This is a genomic window from Rhizobium sp. JAB6, assembly GCF_003024605.1.
Classification (GTDB): domain Bacteria; phylum Pseudomonadota; class Alphaproteobacteria; order Rhizobiales; family Rhizobiaceae; genus Rhizobium.
Genome location: NZ_PYJQ01000001.1, coordinates 355,329 through 376,288, shown reverse-complemented (window position 1 = coordinate 376,288; position 20,960 = coordinate 355,329). Strand labels below are relative to the sequence as shown.

The window sequence follows — 20,960 nt, the reverse complement described above, 5'->3', positions numbered from 1 at the left end:
CTTGCCCCTCATCCGGCCTATCGGCCACCTTCTCCCCATCTCCACGGGGAGAAGGGGCAAGACGCACCTGCCGTCATCTCTCAGCTTCATGGGAATCGGAGGCGCCCATATATGAGGTCGTTCCCTTTCCCCGCGAGCGGGGAGAGGGCGAGGGTGAGGAGCTAACTTGATGGGCAATGCGACAATCGAAAGTGTTCTTGAAACCGCGCTCTATGCAGACGATCTCGATGCCGCCGAAGCCTTTTATGGCGGCATACTCGGATTGCAGAAGATCTCGCGCGGCGGCAACCGCCATGTCTTTTATCGCTGCGGGCCGGGTGTGCTCTTGATCTTCAACGGCCAGGAAACCATCAAGCCGCACGAACCGGGCGCCCTGCCCGTGCCGCCGCATGGCACCAAGGGGCAGGGTCACGTCTGCTTCCGTATCGACAACGATGAGATCGAAGCCATGGCCGAGAGGCTCAAGGCAGCCGGGGTCGATATCGAAGCCGATTTTCACTGGCCGAATGGCGGCCGATCGATCTATTTCCGCGATCCGGCCGGCAACAGCCTGGAATGCGCCGAACCCCGCATCTGGGGCTTATGACAGGACAGCATATGCGCAAGCTCGATACCAAGACCATCGTCGTCGCCAGCCACAATGCCGGCAAGATCCAGGAAATTCGCGATCTGATCGGACCGCTCGGCTTTACCGCCAAGTCCGCAGCCGATCTCAACTTTATCGAACCGGACGAGACGGGCACGACCTTCGAGGAAAATGCTGCGATCAAGGCGCTCGCCTCGGCGCATGCCTCCGGTCTACCGGCGCTATCGGACGATTCCGGCCTGGTGATCGATGCGCTCGGCGGCGATCCCGGCGTCTACACGGCCGACTGGGCCGAGACGGCTGACGGTACGCGCGACTTTGCCATAGCCATGCGGAAGGTCGAGACCGCCCTCGAAAAGGCCGGCGCCACCACCCCGGAGAGCCGCACGGCCCGCTTCGTCAGCGTGCTTTGCCTCGCCTGGCCTGACGGGCATACCGAGCTTTTCCGGGGAGAAGTGGAAGGCACGGTCGTATGGCCGCCGCGCGGCAGCCAAGGCTTCGGCTATGACCCGGTCTTCCAGCCGAAGGGATATCAGACCACATTCGGCGAAATGAGCGCCGAGCAGAAGCATGGCTGGAGGCCAGGCGACGAGCAGGCACTGTCGCACCGCGCCCGCGCCTTCAAGGTCTTTGTCGAAACCTGCCTGGAGGCGTAAGCTTACTTCGTGGAAATCTTGGATACGCAGGACTTGGTGCGCGGAGCGCGATTGCTGCCCGATACCGGCGAACCCGGTTTCGGCGTGTACGTGCATTGGCCCTTCTGTGCGGCCAAGTGTCCCTATTGCGATTTCAACAGCCATGTCCGCCATCAGCCTGTCGATCAGGAGCGTTTCGCTGCCGCCTTCCTGAAGGAAATGGCGACGATGCGGATGATCAGCGGCCCGAAGACGGTGACCAGCGTGTTTCTCGGCGGTGGCACGCCGTCGCTGATGAAGCCGGAAACCGTGGGTGCGATCCTCGACGGCATTGCCAAGACCTGGCATGTGCCCGATGGCATCGAGATCACCATCGAGGCCAATCCGTCGAGCGTCGAGGCGGAGCGGTTTCGGGGCTATCGCGCCGCCGGGGTCAATCGCGTATCGATGGGCGTGCAGGCGCTCAACGACCGCGACCTGAAATTCTTAGGGCGGCTGCATGATGTCGCCGATGCGCTGAAGGCGATCAAGCTGGCACGCGAGATCTTCCCGCGCATGTCCTTCGATCTCATCTATGCCCGCCCGAACCAGACGGTCGAAGAATGGGAACGCGAGCTGAAAGAGGCGATCTCCTATGCGGTCGATCACCTCTCGCTCTATCAACTAACGATCGAAGAAGGCACGCCTTTCTATGGCCTGCACAAGGCCGGAAAGTTGATCGTGCCGGACGGCGATCAATCGGCGCTGCTCTACGAGGCAACGCAGGAGATTACCGAGCGCGAGGGCATGCCGGCCTATGAGGTCTCCAATCACGCGCGGCCCGGCGCCGAGAGCCGGCACAATCTCACCTATTGGCGCTACGGCGACTATGCCGGCATCGGCCCTGGCGCCCATGGCCGCCTGACGCGCGGGCCGCAGAAGCTGGCGACGGCCACCGAACGTAAGCCTGAGAGCTGGCTCGAGATGGTCGAGCGCGACGGTCACGGCATGGTCGACCAAGAAATGCTTGGGTTCGACGAACAGGCCGACGAATTGCTGCTGATGGGCCTGCGGCTGCGGGAGGGCGTCGATCTCGCCCGCTGGCAGCAACTGTCGGGGCGCGATCCCGATCCGCAGCGGGAGGCGTTTTTACTGGAACACGGTTTCATAGAGCGGATCGGCAATTCCCGCCTGCGCTGCACGCCCGCGGGAATGCTGGTTCTCGACTCGGTCGTCGCCGATCTCGCTTGTTAGCATCTCTCCCTTGAGGGGGTAGATCGCCGCAAGGCGGCGGATGGGGGTGATCCCGTGGCTAAGATGATGTCTCTGTTTCTACCGAGATCAGCCCACCCCCGGCACTTATGTGCCCACCCTCCCCCTCAAGGGGAGGGTAAATAGCCGCCCATCGATTGCCGCCAGGCCGACCGCGATCAGCGCCATGCCGATAAAATGCTTCGGCTGCAGGCTCTCGCCGAGAATGAGGGCGCCGAGCAGGATCGCGCTGACGGGAATGAGGAAGGTAACCAGCATCAGGTTGGTGGCACCCGCAGTCGCGAGAATGCGGAAGAACAGCACATAGGCAATGGCGGTCGATAGGATTGCGAGGCCTGCGAGCGCCAGCCAGGCCTCGGTGGACGGCATTGCCAGCGTCCAGGGACGATCGACGAAAAGCGCGATCGGCAGAAGCAGTATCGCCGAGCCCGTCACCTGGCCGGCGGCGGGAATGATCGGCGCCAGCCCCATGCGGCGGAAGCGCCGCCCGAAAATGCCTGCGAGCGAGTAGCTGAAAGCGGCGCCCAATACAGCGAGCTGCGCCAGCATGTTGGAACCGAGGCTCGCCAGCACCGAGGGCCCAATCATCAGGGCGACGCCGGCAAACCCGACGATGACGCCGATCAGACGATTGCCGGTTATCTTCTCGTCCTCCGTCAGGAAATGGGCGACGACGACGGCAAAGAGCGGCGTGGTGGCATTGAGGATGGAGGCGAGGCCGCTGGCGATATGGGTCTGCCCCCATACGATCAGCAGGAAGGGAATGACATTGTTCAGGAAGCCCATGCCGAAGAAGGCGAGCCAGGTCTTACCGTCTCTCGGCATGGCATGGCCGGTGGCGCGTACGATAACATGCAAGGCGATGGCGGCGAGCGCGACGCGTGCGGTGACGATGGTGAAGGGCGGCAGTTCACGCACCAGAATGCCGTTGAACAGGAAGGAGCCGCCCCACAGGATGGATAGCCCCACCAGCATGCTCCATTCGACCGCGCCCATGAATTTCTGTGACATCTGATTATCTCCAGCATCAGCTGATTGAGTTTTTCTTAGCGGTGATCAATGGCGACATGATTGCCAACCACCTAAATTGCTGGAATAATCCTGATATATGGAGGCTCTGACAAACGAGTCTTTTTCACATCATGATTTAGCTGAGCTCAATCATCATGGACCAATTGCCGTCCCTTTCGGCGCTGCGCGCCTTTGAAGCCTCAGCCCGGCATCTCAGCATGACGCTTGCCGCAAACGAGCTGCGTGTGACACCGGGCGCCATCAGCCTGCAGATCCGCGACCTCGAAAGCGCACTCGGCGTGCGGCTTTTCGAGCGGCGGGTGCGCAGCCTGGCGCTGACGAGCGAAGGTGCCGAATATTTCGCGACGATGCGAACGGCCTTCCGCCTCATCCGCGAGGCGACAGCGGCTCTTGCAATGCGCTCCAAGGATACGGTGCTGACCCTTACCTGCACCGCCGGCTTTGCCACACACTGGCTGGTGCCGCGGCTGCGACGCTTCGAAGAGGCGCATCCCGATATCGACCTGCGCATCAGCGCTTCCTATCGCGTGATGGATTTCCAGCGGGATGGGATCGACATTGCCATTCGCCACGGCCTCGGCGGCTACGAGGGGCTGGCAAGCGAGAGATTTCTCGATGACGAATATGTTCCGGTTTGTACGCCGGAGATGGCGGCCGCACTCGGCCCCTCCCCCGCGGTCGACGATCTCGCCAAGCTGACGTTGATCCATGATGTCTACCGGCGCGACTGGCAGCTCTGGCTGAAGGCGGTGGGCGCAACGCGGGTGGATGCCACGCATGGGCCGGTCTTCACCGACGGCATGGGCGCCTACCACGCCATGAAGGCGGGGCTCGGCATCGCCTTGATGCGCCGCTCCTTCGTGGAGCAGGAATTGGCTGACGGCACGCTCGTTGCGCCCTTCCCGACCGGAGTTGCGAGCGCTCTTGCCTATCACCTTGTCTATCAGCCCGGCGCGCTGGAAAGGCCGGCGGTCGCGGCGCTGCGTGCCTGGCTGTTTTCCGAGGTCTCACGCACGACGCCGCCAGCGTAGGCGCGCTTCCTCGCGCCCCCTGATCGCACAAAAGAAACGGCCGGCGATGAAGCCGGCCGTAGAATTCATAGCCGATGCCGGTCGCCCGTCCTATTCGTTGATGAGGCGCTTCAGAAGCTCGATCTCGTGCGACAGCTTGCTGTCGCCGGAAATCAGTTCCTCGATCTTGCGCACCGCATGCAGAACCGTGGTGTGATCGCGGCCCCCGAAGCGACGGCCGATTTCCGGGAAGGAACGCGGCGTCAGCGTCTTCGACAGATACATGGCGATCTGGCGCGGCTTGACGATGACGCGCGTGCGGCGGTTCGAAACCAGTTCCTGGCGCGACACGTTATAGTGGCGTGCGACGATGCGCTGGATGTCCTCGATACGGACGCGGCGCGGCTCGCCGGAGCCGACCAGATGCGCCAGCAGCTCGTCGACGCGCTCGACCGTCAGGTTCGGCTCGAAGGAGCGGCGGAAGATGAGCTGATTGAAGGCTCCTTCCAGCTCGCGGCCGCTGGCGGTCACGTTGCGGGCGACATGCGAGAGGATCTCGGCCGGGATTTCCAGCGACGGATCGTCCTGGCGGGCGGCATCGAGACGGCGCTTGAGGATCTCGAGACGCATCTCATAGTCCGGCGCCTCGACTTCGATCGCCACACCGCCCTGCAGGCGCGAACGCACGCGCGGATCGAGCGATTCCAGCTCCCAGGGAGCGCGATCGGCAGCAACGACGACCTGCTTGGCGCTGTCGAGCAGCATGTTCAAGAGATGGCAAAACTCGTGCTGGATCATCTTGCCCTGCAGGAACTGCATGTCGTCGATGATGAGCAGGTCGATATTGCGCAGCGAGTCCTTCAGCGTCAGTGCGTCATTGTCGCGGATCGCCGTTGCGAAGCGCCACATGAAGTATTCCGCCGTCAGATAGACGACCCGCAGGCCGCGCGGGTTCTGCACGGCAGCATTGGCGATCGCCTGCAGAAGGTGGGTCTTGCCGAGACCAACCGTCGCGTGGACGAAAAGCGGGTTGAAGCGAACAGCGCCGGAACCAGCTTCGGCGATGGTCTTTGCCGCTGCAAGGCTGACGCGGTTCGAGCTGCCTTCGACGAAAGTATCGAAGGTAAACCGGGAATCGAGCGGAGAGCCGAACAGCGGCGAACCCGCAGTTGCCGGCCGGGCGGCCGCAGCCGCACTCACCGCCTGGGCAACTGCCTGGCCTGCCGGCTGGGCAACGGCGCGACGGATCGGCGCGACAGCCGCTTGATCCGGCACCACCGGCTGCTCATCGGCACCGGGCTTCGCGCCCTGCCGCGTTGCTGTGCGCACCAGAATTTCGACTTTGAGGATCTCGGCATCCTCCGCCTGGAACAGGCCGGTGATGAGATCGAGATAGCGATTGTTGATCCAGGATTTCAGAAATGTCGTCGGGACCGTGAGACGGACGACGCTCTTCGATACCGAATGAAGCTTGAGCCGCGCAAACCAGCTGGCATAGACATCGGGTCCGACCTGAGCCTTCAAGCGCGCGCTGACGCGCTCGAACAAATTACTTTGCGCCACGTCACCCTTTTCCCCCGCCGCTTCTAAGCAAACCGCACCGAACGCCTGCGCATTGTCCCCATTTTCCAACGCACCCGTCGCCCTCGTATGTATCTGCATATAGTGCCGCCTTCCACAGTCTCTTTATAGGGCGGGAGCACTTCACTGCCGCCCTTGGTTCTTCGCCATGGCATGACGATCGCGTTGGTTGTCCCAAGCTGCGTCGCATACCGGTTCATCAGCCGCGCCCGGCCAGCGAGCTCTACAGAAACACTGTGGCGAAAACCGCTCTTTAAAGCTGTCTTCGTCGCATCTCCGTATCGGAGCTTCAATCGACCCTCGTATTCCGATTGACTGCTCCAATGGCTGTCAATTTTTCTCCCCTCCCCGTAGCCCCGCCAATAACCTGGGCCGCAAAGGACAGACAAGCTTCCTCGTTCCACAAGCGTTGCCGCTTCCGGTTCTTACTCGTCAACTGTTTGAAAAAACGGAACTGAACTGCTCCGTCACAAGAGACAAAACCACCTCCACCGTCATACGTAACGGTGTTTTCCGAAGCCGTTTAAGGTGAAATCCGCGCCCCTTGTTGAAATGCATTTAGGCAGGATCGAAGGCAGATATCAACGATGAATTTTACACAAAATTAAGAGGCGGCCATTGACTCAAGAAGCCATTTTTGACTGTCACAAGCCCTTCAAAAAAGAATCGCTGTTGAATCAAAGAGATTCCTGCCAGACGCGATTCCCACAGCTTTCAAAAGAAAAAAAATAAAAAATCCCTTGACTCAGTTGTGAGCCGGCAACGCGTCATGCAGATCACAGGACGCTGGGATATCCTGCCGTAAGTTCTTGTTTTCAAACTTATATTTCTGTCACGTCACTGACATGATCGGGCAGGCAATTTTAGCAATACGGCATTTTTTTGGCTGAATCCGAAAAGCCCGGCGCAGGGGCCGGGCTTAACTCTAACGATAGACTCGTTAACGAAAGATTATGCAGACGGGGCCGAAAGGGCCTTCACCCGCTTGGCAAGACGCGAAACCTTGCGGGAAGCGGTGTTGGCGTGAAGCACGCCCTTGGTGGCGGCGCGAGCCAGTTCCGGCTGAGCAGCAATGAAAGCTGCCTTTGCACGATCCGCATCACCCGATGCGATGGCTTCTTCGACCTGGCGAACGAACGTGCGAACGCGCGAGCGACGAGCCTTGTTGACATCGGTGCGGCGGGCGATCTTACGGGTCGCTTTTTTCGCCGAGGTAGTATTGGCCATGTATGCCTCTCTTAGAATTCGAACAAAACTCCATCGTTGCGGCGCGGGCCCCACGGCCACTTCATCCAGCAATGCGGGAGCAATTGCGGAAAACCAGAGCGGCTTTCCAAACTGTGGCGGGCATATAACCGGAATGAGCCGCGGCGTCAACGCGGATTCTCGCCAAACCCGCGTAATTCCGGAATCTTGGTCCCTACCGGTTCTTGAAGGCTGGCTTGCGCTTCTCGACGAAGGCCGTCATGCCCTCCTTCTGATCCTGCGTGGCGAACAGGCTATGGAACAGGCGGCGTTCGAAGCGCAGCCCCTCCTCGAGCGTGGCCTCGAAAGCACGGTTGACCGCCTCTTTGGCCATCAGCACCGAAGGACGCGAATGAGAGGCGATCTTGGCGGCGGCGGCCAACGCTTCCTCCATCAGCTTGTCCGCCGGCACGACGCGCGCCACAAGGCCGGAGCGCTCCGCTTCCGCGGCATCCATCATTCGGCCCGTCAATATGAGGTCCATCGCCTTCGCCTTGCCGACAGCGCGCGTGAGACGCTGTGAGCCGCCCATGCCAGGGATGACGCCGAGCGTAATTTCCGGCTGGCCGAATTTGGCGGTTTCCGAGGCGATGATGAAATCGCACATCATCGCCACTTCGCAGCCGCCACCAAGCGCAAAGCCGCTGACCGCGGCGATGACAGGCTTGCGAGCATTGGCAATCTCGGCCCAGCCGCTGAAGAAGTCGTTCTTATAGGCGTCGACGAAATCCAGCGACTGCATTTCCTTGATATCGGCGCCGGCGGCAAAGGCCTTTTCCGAGCCGGTGAGCACGATCGCGCCGATGGCATCGTCAAGATGAAGAGCGGCATAGGCTTGCTTCAGCTCGGAGAGGACCGTTGAATTCAGCGCATTCAGCGCCTGCGGCCGATTGATCCGGATGAGGCCGACGGCCCCATGTATTTCGACGATGAGGGTTTCGTAAGCCACGTCTCTCTCCCTTTGTCAGCTTTGGCCCAACAATCAGCCTTGGCAGGAAGCGCAATAGAAAGAAGAGCGCCCCGCCTGGACGATGCGACTGACCGTACCGCCGCAGCCGGGCGTACTGCAAGGCTGCGCTTCACGATCATAGACGGAAAAGGAGTGCTGGAAATAGCCGAGCGAACCGTCCGTCTGGATATGGTCGCGCAGCGACGAGCCGCCTGCGGCGATCGCATCGGCGATGACCCCGCGGATAGCGTCGACAAGCGCGAACAGTGCCTCCGTCGGCCTGCCGGCGTCCGTGACAAGCGTCCCGGCGGCGCGCAACGGCGACAGATGAGAGCGCCACAACGCCTCGCATACATATATATTGCCGAGACCGGCGATGTTCTTCTGGTCGAGCAGCGCGCTCTTCAGCGGCTGTGCCTTGCCGCCAAAGCGCTTAGCCAGGTAATCGGCGCTCAGTTCATTGCCCGTTGGTTCCGGCCCGAGATCACGGAAGAAGGGGTGGCCGGCCATCTCGGCCCGCCGGACGAGATCCATGAAACCGAACCGCCGCGGGTCATTATAGATGACGCGCGCATCGCCGCTTGCGCCCGCCAGATGGAAGACGACATGATCGTGCTTCTCGTCCTTGGAGCGGGGATGATGGAAGGTTCCGGGCGCCCCGGCCGTCACGCCCTCCTCGATCCGGAACGAACCGGACATGCCGAGATGGGCGATGATCGTATTGCCGTCTTCGAGATCGATCAGCAGGTATTTGGCACGGCGCGACAGCGATGCGATGCCACGCCCCGAAACGGCCTGCGCGAAATCGGCCGGGAACGGAAAGCGCAGATCGTTGCGGCGCAGTTCCAGTTCCTTCAGGACAGCACCTTCCATGGAAGGCACAAGGCCCCGTCTCACGGTTTCGACCTCTGGTAATTCCGGCATTGCTATCCATCTTTATGTTTCAACCGCTTATGATCTGAGCTATAGCCCAAGGCATTGCGGCCGGTGATCAGGCTGATGAGATAGCGTGGCAAATGCGATTTCGCTATGGTCCGCCGCTGAATACTGCGTAATTCCTTGGATCGGCATCGATTTGGGGATCGATTATGCAGCAGGTTTAAAGTGCTGCAGCGACCCTTGCGCGTCACATCGTGACGCGCGGCGCTAGAGCGTAACGGAGTTGAGCCGATGGCAGAAAGCCGCACCTCCGCCGATGGCGGCATGGAAACATCCTACGGTTTCCGCGAAGTAGCCGATGGCGAAAAGCAGGGCCTCGTCAACGAGGTGTTCCACAAGGTCGCCAAGCGCTACGATGTCATGAACGACGTCATGTCCATGGGCATGCACCGCGCCTGGAAGGACGCGATGATATCGGCGCTCAACCCGCGCAAGGACCCTGCCTACAAGGTGCTCGACGTTGCCGGCGGCACGGGCGATATCGCCTTCCGCATCGTGGAAGCCTCGAACCGGCTGGCACATGCAACGGTGCTCGACATCAACGGCTCGATGCTGGCCGTCGGCGCCGAACGTGCTGAGAGAAAGAAGCTTTCCGACAACCTCACCTTCGTCGAGGCGAATGCCGAGGAATTGCCTTTCGAGCCGAACTCCTTCGACGCCTATACGATCGCTTTCGGTATCCGCAACGTCCCGCATATCGATGTGGCATTGAAGGAGGCTTATCGCGTGCTGAAGCGCGGCGGACGGCTGCTCGTGCTCGAATTCTCCGAAGTCGACCTGCCGTTGCTCGACCGCGTCTATGACGCCTGGTCCTTCAACGCCATTCCGAAGTTCGGCAAGGCGATCACCGGCGATGCCGAGCCCTATCAATATTTGGTGGAATCGATCCGCAAGTTCCCCAACCAGCAGGATTTCGCAACGATGATCCGCGAGGCCGGCTTCTCGCGCGTGAACTTCACCAACTACACCGGCGGCATCGCCGCGCTGCATTCCGGCTGGAAGCTCTGAAGCATGATATCCAGTCACCCGATGCGGCTGATGGCCTCCACATTCCGAGACCTTGAGACGATATGAGTGCTTTCAGCGCATATTTCGGCCTTGTTCGGGTCGGCTGGGTGCTGGTGCGCGAAGGCGTGGTCATGGCGCTGCCGTCGGAAGGGCTGCCGCCCTCCATCAGCCTCGCCAAGTCCTTCGTCAGCATCTTTGCGCGCCGAAAGGCGAAGAGCCAGGCCCGCAGCGACCGTCTGGCACAAGCGGTCGAGCGGCTCGGCCCCTCCTATGTGAAGATCGGCCAGTTCCTGGCGACCCGACCCGATGTCGTCGGCGTGGAGATGGCGAACGACCTGTCGAAGCTGCAGGACCGGATGGCCTTCTTTCCGCATGAGACGGCAACGGCGGCCATCGAGTCTTCGCTCGGCCGGCGGATCGACGATCTCTACGCCAGCTTCGGCCAGCCGATCGCCGCCGCCTCGATAGCACAGGTGCATCCGGCCGAAATCAAGACGGCAGAGGGCCGCAAGCGCGTTGCCGTCAAGGTGGTCCGGCCTGGCGTGCGCCAGCGCTTTTCCAACGACATCAAGGCGATGTATCTCGTATCACGGCTGCAGGAGCGCTTCATGCCCTCCAGCCGGCGCCTTCGGCCCGTGGAAGTGACGAAGACACTCGAGCAGACCACCAAGGTGGAGATGGATCTGCGGCTGGAGGCCGCCGCGCTCTCTGAAATTGCTGAAAACACCGACAAGGATCCGGGCTTTCGCGTTCCGAAGGTCGATTGGGAACGTACTGGGCGCGACGTCATCACCATGGAGTGGATCGACGGCGTGAAGATGTCGGACGTCGAGGGCTTAAAAGCGGCCGGACACGATCTCAACGCGCTTGCCGATACGCTGATCCAGTCCTTCCTGCGTCACACACTGCGCGACGGCTTCTTCCATGCCGACATGCACCCCGGCAATCTCTTCGTCGATGCAGCGGGCATGATCGTTGCCGTCGACATGGGGATTGTCGGGCGATTGGGGAAGAAGGAACGCCGCTTCCTTGCCGAAATCCTCTACGGCTTCATCACCCGCGATTATATCAGGGTCGCCGAAGTACATTTCGAAGCCGGCTACGTACCCGCCCATCACAATATAGAAAGCTTTGCGCAGGCCATCCGTGCCATCGGCGAGCCGATCCATGGCCAGCCGGCCGAAACCATTTCCATGGGCAAGCTTCTGACCCTGCTCTTCGAGGTGACCGAACTCTTCGACATGGAGACCCGACCCGAGCTGGTCATGCTGCAGAAGACCATGGTCGTGGTGGAGGGCGTCTCGCGCATGCTCAATCCGCGCTTCAACATGTGGAAGGCATCCGAACCGGTGGTCGGCGACTGGATCCGCACCAATCTCGGCCCGAAGCGGATCATGACCGATCTGAAGGATGGCTTGAAAGCGGCGGTGAAGCTCGCCGAAGCCGCACCAGAAATTGCCGCCAAGACCGAGAAATTCCACCACGAACTGCTGCATATGAGCGAAAACGGCCTGCGCTTCGATCCGCAGACCGCCGAGGCGATCGGCAAGGCCGAGGCCAAGCACAGCCGCTCCGGCCGGCGCGCGCTATGGGTGATCGCGCTGACGCTGCTCTACATCGCCTGGCATCTGAGTTGAGCTGCGGCCGCCTATTGCGGCTACAGCAGGCACGTCAGCCAAGTTCAGTTTCTCCCCGGCGCGATTTCAGAGCATAACACCGAAAAGTATGCGCGGTTTTTGGGCGATATCATGCTCTACTTCTTTGATTCTAGAGCGGATTCAGATTGTAGATTGATCCGATCTATAATCATTCGGCTCTAGTCGACGATGAATAACTTGACGCCTGTCTTTGTCGATGACCGGTGCGCGGCGTCGCCAAAATCGGACACTTGATAGCTCATGCCCGGAGTGAGGATCGATATCCGCCCATCCTTCAACTCGGAAATTAATTCCCCCTCGATCACGTAGATGATATGGCCGCGATCGCACCAGTGATCGGCAACATAGCCGGGCGTATATTCAACAATCCGAACGCGGATGTCTCCGATGTTCACTGTCTTCCAGAGCGCATGGCCGCTTTCGCCCGCATGCCTGGTGGCAGCAACCTCATCCCAATTGGTTACCGTAAAAGGCAGTTCAGGAATCTTCATCGCAATGACTTTCCGGATGTTGACCGATCGTTCCGCATAGAAACGGCTGCAGTGTCCATTCGTCAATCCTGCCTGATCGAGCCCGAATAATCGGGCCGTGCTGAATTTAAAAGCGCCGGCGCGACGGGAGCGGATGTCTCTCTTTCGGCTATAATGCATGATGAGGCTGCCTGCGTTGCGAGTACTCCCGCTCGCACGGCATATCAGGTGTTCGCCATTTGGGATATCCCATTAGCGATGAGGCTCGCATAGCCTTGCGGAAAAGGAGAACAAAAGACATGGAGCGTCAGAGAGCCGGCATCGAACTCACCGGGCAGCCCCTGGGGTTCAGCGATCTGGTGCGGATCGGCGCGGGCGCCGCGCTGCCCTCCGCATCAGAAGCCGGCATGGCGCGGGTGCGGCTGGCGCGCAGCGTTCTTGAAAGCACGATCCAATCCGGCATGCCGGTCTACGGCTCCACCACCGGCGTCGGCGCCATGAAGGATATCGAGTGGTCTCCGGAAGATCTCGATGCCTTCAATCTTGGCCTCGTGCGCGCCCATCATTTCGGCACGGGCGCCCCCTTCTCCATGTCGGTCGTGCGCAATGCCATGGCGATCCGGGTCAACACCGCGCTCACCGGCCAGGTCGGCTGTTCGCAGGAGCTGATCCAGGCCTATCTGCAGCTGCTGAGCGCTGATGTCATTCCTGTCGTCAGGCGCACGGGCTCGATCGGCTGCGCGGATATCGGCCTGATGGGGCAGATCGGCGCGGTTCTGACCGGCGTTGGCGAGGCCGTCTATCGCGGCCGCCGCATGCAGGCGGCCGATGCCTTCGATGCAGCCGGTATCGCTCCCGTCAGGATGATGCCGCGCGACAGCCTGGCTTCGCTCAGCGTCAATGCGGTCAGCTTCGCCGCCGCCGCAGAAACCACCCGCAATGCCGCCGCCTCCATCCGGGTGCTGCTAGCAACCGGCATGATGGCCGCCGGCGCGCTCGGCGCCTCACGCGATCCATGGATTTCCGTGCGCCATGTCGGCACCGCCCGGGAGGCCCTGATCGGCGCCTGGCTCTGCAACGCTTCGGATGAATGGCCCTGGCCGGTCGCAACCCATGTGCAGGACCCGCTGAGCCTGCGCATGATCGCCCAGGTCTTCGGCGCCGTCATCGAAAACCTCTTGACGGCCGGCCACAAGATTCTCGCTGCCACCGGCCGCTCGGACGACAATCCGGTCATCGTTGACGGGCGTGTGATGACCTCCGGCGGCTCTCTCCCGCTCGACGTCACCGTGCTGCTGGAAGCCGCCGTCATCTGCATGGCCCATGCTGCCCGCAACGCCTTCAACCGCTGCGTCCTGCTCGGCAATGGTCAGCGGCGCGGCCTGCCCGTCAATCTTGTGCCGGAAGGCAGGATCGCGACCGGTTTCGGCCCGATCATCAAGCTAGCCGGCGAGATCTTCTCGCGTGTTCTCTCTATGTCCAATCCAGTCTCGGCGCAGTCGCTGGTGGTTGCGGCCGGCATGGAAGACGAAGCTGCCTTCCTGCCTCTTGTCATCGAGCGTTTCGAGCGGCAGATGCGGGCGCTGAAGCGTCTGGCCGCGCTTGAAGCCCTATTGTCCGCACAGGCGATGGACATTCTCGGCGACAAGCCGGAAGGCGTGGCGCGCATGCTCTACGATGTCGTGCGCAAGCATGCCGACTTCTATGTCGTCGATCGGCCGCTTTCGGCCGAAGTCGAGGCGATCGAGGAGGAACTGGGCTCGGAGGCTTTCGTTTCAGAATTGATCGCTCACAAGCCGATCCTCGCCTATGATGATTTCTTCGCGCTCGGCTCGCTGGAGCGGGTCGAAGAGCGGCTTTATCGCGACACCGTCGCCATCTGAATCAACGACGCGCGGAGGGAACGCACATGGCCGATTTCGATCTTGTTCTGCAAGGCACCGTGGTTCTGCCTGAACGCATCGTGGAAGCCGGCTATGTTGCCGTGCGCGACGGCAAGATAGCCGAAATCGGCATCGGCGTGCCGCCGGCAGCGCGCGAGCGGCACCTGCTCGGCAAGGCGCTGATCCTGCCGGGTGCGATCGACGCGCAGGTTCACTCCCTCTCGCAGAAGGACCAGGAGGATTTCATCTGGTCGACCCGCTCGGCAGCCGCCGGCGGCGTCACCACCATTGTCGACATGCCCTATGACGAAGGCAATCTCGTCTGCTCGGCAGCGGCGGTGAAGAAGAAAATCGATCATGCCGCGCCGCAATCCCGTGTCGACTTCGCCCTCTACGGCACCGTCGATCCGGAAGAGGGTCCGGCGCGCATCGCCGAGATGGTCGAGGCCGGTGTCGCCGCCTTCAAGTTCTCCACCTTCGGCACCGATCCCAAGCGCTTTCCACGCATTCCGCCTGCCCTGCTTGACGCCTGCTTTGCCGCGATCGCGCCGACAGGCCTGACTGCCGGCGTGCACAATGAGGACGACGAAGCGGTGCGCGCCTATATGGAGCAGGTAAAGGCAAGCGGCATCATCGACTATCGCGCTCACGGCCTCTCCCGCCCGCCGATCACAGAACTTCTCGCCATGCACACGATCTTCGAGACGGGTGCGAATACCGGCTGCCCGGCCCATGTCGTGCATTGCTCGCTAGGGCGAGGCTACGACATCGCCCGCGCCTATCGCCGCGACGGCTTCGAGGCGACGGTCGAATGCTGCATCCATTATCTGACGCTTGACGAGGAAAATGATGTGCGGCGTCTCGGCGGCAAGGCGAAAATTAATCCGCCGATCCGCCCGCACGCCGAAGTGGAAACCTTGTGGCGCAAGGTGGCGGAAGGCAATGTCTGGCTCGTCTCGACCGATCATGTCAGCTGGTCGGAAAACCGCAAAACCAATCCGGACATGCTGGCGAACGCTTCCGGCGTACCGGGCCTGGAGGTCATGGTGCCGCTTTTCGTTAAGGGTGCTCTAGAACGCGGCGTGCCGCTGACCTGGGCAGCAAAGCTGATGGCAGAAAACCCGGCTAAGCATTTCCGCCTCGATCATATCAAGGGCGCGCTGACCCCTGGCAAGGACGCCGATATCGTCGTTTTGGAACCGCGCGAAATGGTTTATGACGCGACGACGAGCGGCAACAATGTTGTGGGATGGAGCCCCTATAACGGCATCCGCCTGCCCTGGACTGTGTCCGCCGCCTATCTTAGAGGCAAGCAGATCACCGAGGGACAGAAAGTGCTGGCAGAGCCCGGCTCCGGCAGCTTCGTCCGCCCCTTGCCTCGCCAAATTCTTGCCGGAGATGCAGCCCGATGACCGAAACCAAGCGCCACAACCTGCCCGTAAACGCCGATCGTATCGCCGAGGATATCGAGGCGCTGGCAAGGATTACCGATCCGGGCCACCCGTGGACGCGCCGCGCCTTCTCGCCGCTCTTCCTCGAAGGGCGTGCCTATATCGAGGCGAGGATGAAGGCGGCAGGGCTTGAGACCCGCATCGACGCCGCCGGCAATCTGATCGGCCGGCGCGCCGGCACCAAGCCGTGCCTCGGCACGATTCTTGTCGGCTCGCATTCCGACACGGTTCCCGATGGCGGCCGCTTCGACGGTATCGCTGGCACGATTGCCGCGCTCGAAGTGGCGCGCTCCTTGAAGGATCGCGCCATCGAGCTCGACCATGATCTGGAGATCGTGGATTTCCTGGCTGAGGAAGTCAGCATCTTCGGCGTCTCCTGCATCGGCAGCCGCGGCATGACCGGGCAGATCCCCGTGGCGTGGCTTTCCCGCGTGAGCGGCGACCGCACGCTTTGGCAGGGCATTGCCGAGGTCGGTGGCGATCCCTCCGTGCTGCTTTCTCAGAAGCGGCCGGATCTCGCCGGGTTCCTGGAGCTGCATATCGAGCAGGGTCCGGTGCTGGAAGCCGAGAACAAGGATATCGGTATCGTCACCGCGATCGCCGGAATCACCCGCATTGAAATTACTGTTGAAGGCCGCGCCGACCACGCCGGCACGACGCCGATGGATCGCCGCGCGGATGCGCTGGTGGCAGCCTCGCAATTGGTCCTCGATATCCGCCAACGGGCAGCAGAGCAGGCGAAGACTCCGGGCCATTTCGCTGCCACCGTCGGCGAATTCCGCATCGAGCCGAATGCCGCCAATGTCGTGCCATCCAAGGTCGTGCTGCTGATCGACGGCCGCGCCGAAATCCGCAGCGACATGGAAGATTTCCTGGCGTGGATCGACGGTGAGGTGAAGACCATCGCCGCCGATTACGGCGTGACGATCAACCCGCCGGTGCGCGTCTCCGACAATATGCCGACGCCGGGCGCTTCGGTGCTGCTCGAAACGCTCGAGCGCGCCTGCGACACGGTCGGCGCTAAGCACCGCCGCATGGCCTCCGGCGCCGGACACGACACGGCCTGGATCGCCAAGGTTGCGCCTGCCGCCATGATCTTCGTGCCCTGCAAGGAAGGCCGCAGCCATTGCGCGGAGGAGTGGGCCGAGAATGACGACATCGCCATGGGCGCCGCCGTACTCTTTGAAGCGGTGCGCGACATGGACAAGAATCTCAAACAGAACCGGGAGTAGCCGATGGGACGCGTACTCGTTGCCAAGGATGTGGAAGCGGCCGTCAGGGGCGGCTCCGTTTACGCCGCGGGCGGTGGCGGCTGGGCCGATCATGGTCGCATGCTCGGCTATGCGGCCGTCAACGTCGGCAAGCCGGAGCTGGTGTCGATCGACGAGCTGAACGACAACGACTGGATTGCCACAGCCGCCGCCATCGGCGCGCCGGCCTCCACGACCCCCTGGGAAATGCAGGGCATCGACTACGTAAAAGCCGTGCAGCTGCTGCAGGACGAGCTTGGCGAGAAGCTTTCCGGCCTGATCATCGGCCAGAACGGCCGGTCCTCAACGCTGAACGGCTGGCTGCCATCGGCCATCCTGGGAACGAAGGTGGTGGACGCGGTGGGTGACATCCGCGCCCATCCGACGGGTGATATGGGTTCGATCGGCATGGCGGGCTCGCCCGAGCAGATGATCCAGACCGCCGTCGGCGGCAATCGCGCTGAAAACCGCTATATCGAGCTGGTCGTGAAGGGCGCGACGGCGAAGATTTCGCCGATCCTGCGCGCCGCCTCCGACCAGTCCGGCGGCTTCATCGCCTCATGCCGCAACCCGTTGCGCGCGTCTTACGTCCGCACGCATGCGGCGCTCGGCGGCATATCCATGGCGCTTTCGCTCGGCGAAGCGATCATCGAGGCGGAAAAGAAGGGCGGCAGCGCCGTCATCGACGCCATCTGCAAGACCACAGGCGGGCATATCCTGGCGGAAGGCACGATCACCGGGAAGGACGTCGTCTACACGAAGGAAGCCTTCGATATTGGCACCATCACGCTCGGCAGCGGCGACAAGGCGGTCATCATGCATGTGATGAACGAATACATGGCCGTCGAGGATACCGGTGGAAAGCGGCTGGCGACCTTCCCCTCCGTCATAACCACACTCTCGCCGGAAGGTGAACCCTTGAGCGTCGGCCAGCTGTACGAGGGGATGAAGGTCTTCATCCTGCATGTGCCGATGGATATCATTCCGCTGTCTGCCAGCGTGCTCGACCCCACGGTCTATCCCTCCGTCGAAAAGGCCATGGGGATCGAGATCGCCAAATACACACTAGAGCCGGATGATTTTAGGTCTGTTCGACCTAAAATCTGAATCCGCTCCAGAGACAAAGAAGTGGAGCGTGATGTCGTCCGAAAACTGCCTACACTTTTCGGCATCACGCGCTGGCCGGCAAGAAAGGCTGAAAGCACAGGAGGCTTGAATGGCCCGCGACGCCGGTCTGGAGGAATTGCTGCGAGAAGAGCTTGGGGAGCGACCCGGGCTCAGCGAGAAAGCGATGTTCGCCGGCTGGGCCTTTTTGCTCAATGGCCACCTACTTTGCGGCGCCCGCGAAGACGGCATGCTGATTCGCCTCGGCAAGGGCAACGATGGCTGGGCGCTGGAGCAGCCTGATATCAAATCCATGCTGTCGGGCGGCCGCGAAATGCAGGGATGGGTGCGCGCCGGGCCGGAGGCCTATGGCAACGACATGCTGCGCAAGCGGCTGCTTGTGACGGCGCTGAACTTCGTCGAAGGCCTGCCCCCGAAGTAACGAGCATTCCTCTTCTCCCCACGGGGAGAAGAGGAGATTATCAAACAAAGGGAAAGCAATCATGCCGAAAGCCAATCCACGTCATCCGAAATTCCCCATTCCGGGCGGGCCGGAGTTGCGTGCCAAGGGCTGGCGGCAGGAGGCCCTGCTGCGCCTACTCGAAAACGTGCTCTCAGTCGGCGAGGATCCGGATAATCTCGTCGTCTACGCCGCTCTCGGCAAGGCGGCCCGCAGTTGGGCGGCTCATAAGGGCATCGTGAAGGCGCTGACCGAAATGGATGAGAACCAGACCCTGCTCATCCAGTCCGGCAAGCCGATCGGCCTCATCCGCACGCATGACAAGGCGCCGCTCGTCATCATGGCGAACTGCAACATCGTCGGGCAATGGGCGAAGGCAGAAGTCTTCTACGAATTGCAGCGCAAGGGCCTGATCTGCTGGGGCGGCCTGACGGCTGGCGCCTGGCAATATATCGGCAGCCAGGGTGTCATTCAGGGCACGTACGAGATCTTCATGCGCATTGCCGAGCGTCGCTTCGGCGGCGATCTCTTCGGCCGTTTCGTGCTGACGGCCGGTCTCGGCGGCATGGGCGGCGCGCAGCCGCTCGCCGGCCGCATGGCGGGTGCAGCCATCCTCTGCGTGGATATCGATGCCGAGCGCGCCAGAAAGCGCCAGGACATCGGGTATCTGCAGGAAATCGCACCCGATCTCGATTCCGCGCTGGCGATGATCGACGCGGCGGTCAAGGAGAAGCGGGCGCTTTCCGTCGGCCTCGTCGGCAACGCGGCCGAGATCTATCCCGAGATCGCGCGGCGCGGCATCGTGCCGGATATCGTCACCGATCAGACCTCCGCCCACGATCTCGTTTATGGCTATGTGCCGAAGGGTATGAGCCTGCAACAAGTCAGGGATCTCCGCGACGATGGCCAGGGCCAGCTCATGGCCGCCAGCCGCGCCTCGATCGTCGAGCACGTGAAGGCCATGCTGGATTTCCAGAAAAAGGGCTCCGAAGTCTTCGACAACGGCAATCTGATCCGCACCCAGGCGAAGGAAGGCGGCGTCGCCAACGCATTCGATATCCCCATCTTCACCGAAGCCTATCTGCGGCCCCTCTTCTGCCGCGCCATCGGGCCGTTCCGCTGGATGGCGCTTTCCGGCGAGGAAAGCGATATTGCCCGTATCGACGATCTGCTGCTGGAAATGTTCCCCGACAACAAGATCATCACCAACTGGATCAGGCTTGCCCGCCAGCATGTGCCCTTCGAAGGCCTGCCGGCACGCATCGCATGGCTCGGCCATGGCGAGCGCACGGCGCTTGCCCGCCGTGTCAACGAGCTTGTGGCGAGTGGCGAGCTGAAGGGTCCGATTGCGTTTTCGCGCGACCATCTCGACGCGGGCGCCATGGCACATCCGAACATCATGACCGAGCGCATGAAGGACGGCTCCGACGCCATTGCCGACTGGCCGCTGCTCGATGCCATGATGCTTTGCTCGTCCATGGCTGATCTCGTCGTCGTCCATTCCGGCGGTGGCGGCTATGCCGGCTATATGACAAGCTGCGGCGTCACCGTGATCGCCGACGGCACGGCTGCCGCCGACGAACGGCTCGACCACGCGCTGACCAACGACACGGCGCTCGGCGTCATGCGCTATGCGGATGCCGGCTATGAGGAAGCGCTGGACGAAGTTGCGAAAAGGGATGTGCCCTATATCCGTTTGGAATAGGGCGTCTGTTCTTGGCGGCATCGAAAGACTATGGTCCCGGGCAATTTGAACGAATTTGAGTGTTGCCCGTGATCCCCTGGACCTTACTCGACACTGCGAAAATACCCGGTGGCGGCGAGCTGCGCTTGAAGCAGCGCGGCCGGGAATTTTCCATCATGCTCGGCACCAACGAGCTGATGAACAGCCGCCTGAGCGGCTCCGAGCGCGCGCTTGCGACGCTTTCCTGCGAGAAGATCAAAGGCCGGAAGATGCCGCACATACTGATCGGCGGTCTCGGCATGGGCTTTACCTTGCGCGCGGCCCTCGGCGAACTCGGCGCGGACGCCAAGGTTACGGTCGCGGAACTCGTGCCGGCTGTCGTCACATGGGCACGCGGACCGATGGCGGCGGTCTTCGACGGCTGTCTCGACGACCCGCGCGTCGCCATTCATGAGGCCGACGTGCGTCCGCTCATCCGCGCGAGCAAGGCTGCTTACGACGCCATCCTGCTCGATGTCGACAACGGGCCTGATGGCATCACGTCGGAGGCCAATGACGGCCTTTACGACTATCAGGGTCTGAAGGCGGCGCGTGATGCGCTGCGGCCCGGTGGCGTCCTTGCGGTCTGGTCTTCGGGACCTGACGAGCGCTTTACAAAGCGTCTGCGCGACAGCGGCTTTACCGCCGAGGTGGTCAACACGCGCGCCAATGGCAAGACCGGCGCGCGTCACGTCATCTGGCTAGCCACCAAAAGCTAGACCATT

At 61.8% G+C, this 20,960-nt stretch carries 18 protein-coding genes and 1 pseudogene; 13 read left to right on the top strand and 6 right to left on the bottom strand.

Annotated features, from left to right (window positions below):
- Positions 1-169 precede the first annotated feature (169 nt).
- From C7U61_RS01880 to hemW, 3 genes are read left to right on the top strand one after another with little or no spacing between them, the layout of a single operon-like run.
- A complete protein-coding gene (locus C7U61_RS01880; RefSeq protein WP_106996441.1) occupies positions 170-586 on the top strand; it encodes a VOC family protein in 417 nt (138 codons plus the stop codon).
- An 11-nt stretch (positions 587-597) separates the two neighbouring features.
- Positions 598-1,242, top strand: coding sequence for an RdgB/HAM1 family non-canonical purine NTP pyrophosphatase (gene rdgB, locus C7U61_RS01875; RefSeq protein ID WP_106996903.1), 645 nt, complete (start codon positions 598-600; stop codon positions 1,240-1,242).
- A 9-nt stretch (positions 1,243-1,251) separates the two neighbouring features.
- The gene (hemW, locus tag C7U61_RS01870) at positions 1,252-2,454 is read left to right on the top strand and encodes a radical SAM family heme chaperone HemW (protein ID WP_181315768.1); all 1,203 of its coding nucleotides are present in this window, start codon (positions 1,252-1,254) and stop codon (positions 2,452-2,454) included.
- Between the two features lie 105 nt (positions 2,455-2,559).
- On the opposite strand, the gene C7U61_RS01865 is transcribed toward hemW, so the two are convergent.
- Complete coding sequence (locus C7U61_RS01865; RefSeq protein ID WP_106996440.1) at positions 2,560-3,483, bottom strand: DMT family transporter; 924 nt, start codon at positions 3,481-3,483, stop codon at positions 2,560-2,562.
- 155 nt (positions 3,484-3,638) lie between these two features.
- Here C7U61_RS01865 and gcvA point away from each other — a divergent pair, with 155 nt between their 5' ends.
- Complete coding sequence (gene gcvA / locus C7U61_RS01860) at positions 3,639-4,535, top strand: transcriptional regulator GcvA (protein WP_181315767.1); 897 nt, start codon at positions 3,639-3,641, stop codon at positions 4,533-4,535.
- 90 nt (positions 4,536-4,625) lie between these two features.
- On the opposite strand, the gene dnaA is transcribed toward gcvA, so the two are convergent.
- From dnaA to mutM, 4 genes are all read right to left on the bottom strand, one after another.
- On the bottom strand, positions 4,626-6,176 hold the full coding sequence (gene dnaA / locus C7U61_RS01855) for a chromosomal replication initiator protein DnaA (protein WP_106996438.1): 1,551 nt from the start codon (positions 6,174-6,176) through the stop codon (positions 4,626-4,628).
- Between the two features lie 870 nt (positions 6,177-7,046).
- Positions 7,047-7,322, bottom strand: coding sequence for a 30S ribosomal protein S20 (gene rpsT, locus C7U61_RS01850; RefSeq protein ID WP_106996437.1), 276 nt, complete (start codon positions 7,320-7,322; stop codon positions 7,047-7,049).
- Between the two features lie 193 nt (positions 7,323-7,515).
- Positions 7,516-8,289 carry an enoyl-CoA hydratase gene (locus C7U61_RS01845; protein WP_106996436.1) on the bottom strand — a complete coding sequence of 258 codons (774 nt, stop codon included), beginning with the start codon at positions 8,287-8,289 and terminating at the stop codon, positions 7,516-7,518.
- Between the two features lie 33 nt (positions 8,290-8,322).
- Positions 8,323-9,213, bottom strand: coding sequence for a bifunctional DNA-formamidopyrimidine glycosylase/DNA-(apurinic or apyrimidinic site) lyase (gene mutM / locus C7U61_RS01840; RefSeq protein WP_106996435.1), 891 nt, complete (start codon positions 9,211-9,213; stop codon positions 8,323-8,325).
- Positions 9,214-9,459: 246 nt separating this feature from the next.
- Here mutM and ubiE point away from each other — a divergent pair, with 246 nt between their 5' ends.
- Positions 9,460-10,236, top strand: coding sequence for a bifunctional demethylmenaquinone methyltransferase/2-methoxy-6-polyprenyl-1,4-benzoquinol methylase UbiE (gene ubiE, locus C7U61_RS01835; RefSeq protein ID WP_106996434.1), 777 nt, complete (start codon positions 9,460-9,462; stop codon positions 10,234-10,236).
- Positions 10,237-10,298: 62 nt separating this feature from the next.
- Positions 10,299-11,873, top strand: coding sequence for a 2-polyprenylphenol 6-hydroxylase (ubiB, locus tag C7U61_RS01830; RefSeq protein WP_106996433.1), 1,575 nt, complete (start codon positions 10,299-10,301; stop codon positions 11,871-11,873).
- 179 nt (positions 11,874-12,052) lie between these two features.
- Here ubiB and C7U61_RS01825 read toward each other — a convergent pair whose 3' ends face one another.
- Positions 12,053-12,385 (bottom strand): DHCW motif cupin fold protein, encoded by a 333-nt coding sequence (locus C7U61_RS01825; RefSeq protein ID WP_106996432.1) that lies wholly within the window; start codon positions 12,383-12,385, stop codon positions 12,053-12,055.
- 278 nt (positions 12,386-12,663) lie between these two features.
- On the opposite strand from C7U61_RS01825, the gene C7U61_RS01820 reads away from it, so the two are divergent.
- The 7 genes and pseudogenes from C7U61_RS01820 (at position 12,664) to C7U61_RS01790 (ending at position 20,954) form a co-directional block, all read left to right on the top strand.
- Complete coding sequence (locus C7U61_RS01820; protein ID WP_106996431.1) at positions 12,664-14,247, top strand: aromatic amino acid lyase; 1,584 nt, start codon at positions 12,664-12,666, stop codon at positions 14,245-14,247.
- Positions 14,248-14,273: 26 nt separating this feature from the next.
- Complete coding sequence (locus C7U61_RS01815) at positions 14,274-15,659, top strand: amidohydrolase family protein (protein WP_106996430.1); 1,386 nt, start codon at positions 14,274-14,276, stop codon at positions 15,657-15,659.
- Positions 15,656-16,950, top strand: a pseudogene (locus C7U61_RS01810) (Zn-dependent hydrolase); the annotation flags it as partial. The gene C7U61_RS01815 and the pseudogene C7U61_RS01810, both read left to right, overlap by 4 nt.
- The gene (locus tag C7U61_RS01805) at positions 16,934-18,055 is read left to right on the top strand and encodes a DUF917 domain-containing protein (RefSeq protein ID WP_106996428.1); all 1,122 of its coding nucleotides are present in this window, start codon (positions 16,934-16,936) and stop codon (positions 18,053-18,055) included. The pseudogene C7U61_RS01810 and the gene C7U61_RS01805, both read left to right, overlap by 17 nt.
- A gap of 109 nt (positions 18,056-18,164) precedes the next feature.
- Complete coding sequence (locus tag C7U61_RS01800; RefSeq protein WP_106996427.1) at positions 18,165-18,494, top strand: cold-shock protein; 330 nt, start codon at positions 18,165-18,167, stop codon at positions 18,492-18,494.
- 61 nt (positions 18,495-18,555) lie between these two features.
- Positions 18,556-20,217: a urocanate hydratase gene (locus tag C7U61_RS01795; RefSeq protein WP_106996426.1), complete on the top strand. Its 1,662-nt coding sequence runs from the start codon at positions 18,556-18,558 to the stop codon at positions 20,215-20,217.
- 68 nt (positions 20,218-20,285) lie between these two features.
- Positions 20,286-20,954 carry a hypothetical protein gene (locus C7U61_RS01790; protein WP_106996901.1) on the top strand — a complete coding sequence of 223 codons (669 nt, stop codon included), beginning with the start codon at positions 20,286-20,288 and terminating at the stop codon, positions 20,952-20,954.
- Positions 20,955-20,960 lie beyond the last annotated feature (6 nt).